2 protein-coding genes are annotated in these 1,379 nt (G+C 39.0%); both read left to right on the top strand.

Annotated elements, in window-relative coordinates; genetic code table 11:
- The first annotated feature begins 217 nt into the window (after positions 1 to 217).
- Positions 218 to 583 (top strand): hypothetical protein, encoded by a 366-nt coding sequence (locus GWK09_RS14865; RefSeq protein WP_204260492.1) that lies wholly within the window; start codon positions 218 to 220, stop codon positions 581 to 583.
- Between the two features lie 128 nt (positions 584 to 711).
- Positions 712 to 1,149, top strand: coding sequence for a hypothetical protein (locus GWK09_RS14870; protein WP_163694259.1), 438 nt, complete (start codon positions 712 to 714; stop codon positions 1,147 to 1,149).
- Positions 1,150 to 1,379 lie beyond the last annotated feature (230 nt).

Consider the following 1,379-nt stretch of genomic DNA (forward strand, 5'->3'; position numbering starts at 1 on the left):
TACGTTAGGTAACAACGGCTATAGTTTAGCGCCGGCCGGGGTCGGGATTTTTTTCTATTTTAGGTCTAATAAATAACAAATCCGGAAACATGGCGCCTCCAGGCGCCAAACCATAGCCGGGGCCGTTACCTACCATATGAGAACAGTGATACTCACTTTTCTAATCATCAATTTCCATTCCGTATCTAGTCAACCATTGAAGGTTGATCTGACAAGTTTGAATAAGTCTTCCTCGTTAAAAAGTTTTGTTGAAAATCAGGCATTTGAATATTTGGAATTCAATACTAAAAAAAGAGATTCTATTGCCAAACAGAGAGTCAGCATATCGCATGAAGGGGTCGAAACTGAAATTATAATACGTGATATGTCTTATGTCAAAGAACCACTAATCATTATCAATCAATTTCCATTGAAGAATTATAATATTACTGGGGACATTTTACTTAGAGACATTGAGGAAATCTATTTATGGAAGCCAAGTGATACATTGTCCGCCGTGTATGGTTCACTTGCCAAATACGGTCTTATAAATATCAAGATGGAGAAAAAAAGGTGGAGAAAAATAAAAAAAGAAATACGGTAGGTAACAACGGCTATGGTTCATCGCCCTCAGAGGTCTGGGATTATTTGCTATTTTAGGGAATAACAAAAACAAGACGGAAGGCTGGCGCCTCCAGGCGCCAAACCATAGCCGGAACCGTTCTACGCAATTTGAAAGAGACAGAAATAAATACCGTAGCTGAACTAGAAAAGTGGTTAAAAGAAAACTGCTATTCAATGAACAATTACAGTATAAACGGAAATTTCATTTTCGAAGGATTCGGACTTGAAAATAATGGCGGTCTTTTTCAATGGTTTTATACTGAACGTGGCAACAGGGAAACTTTGAAATATTTCGTGACGGAAAAAGATGCCGTGAAATTCGCTTTGAAGAAAATACATTCGGATGAGCATGCAAAACGTAATTATTTGGGAATGTATAAATCAGACTCTGAAGTTGAACAGATATTGATGGAACTGAATAAACGTGAAATCGAGTATTGGACAGACAAAATTCTATATGGACCTTTTGAAGATTGGAGAACGAGAATTTTCGTTATTGGTTGCGGAATAAATAAAGCTTTGGATTTAAAACAAAAAACTGCGTAGAACAACGGCTATAACCCATCGCTCTCCAAGGTCTGCGCTTATTTCCTATCTTAGTTGAAAACAAAATATGGTTCGCTGGGGCCAGCGCACTCAAGCGCCGTGTCATAGCCGGAACCGTTACCTACCATAGCGTTTTATCTAAGGTCAAAGCCGAAGGGCAGTTTGTCCATCCAAGGTCTGGTGCTCTCCAAAGTTTCTTCTTTTGCTGTGGCTTACTCTTGGAGCATTGC

Origin of the sequence: Muriicola jejuensis (genome assembly GCF_010671595.1) — a bacterium.
Classification (GTDB): Bacteria; Bacteroidota; Bacteroidia; order Flavobacteriales; family Flavobacteriaceae; genus Muriicola; species Muriicola jejuensis.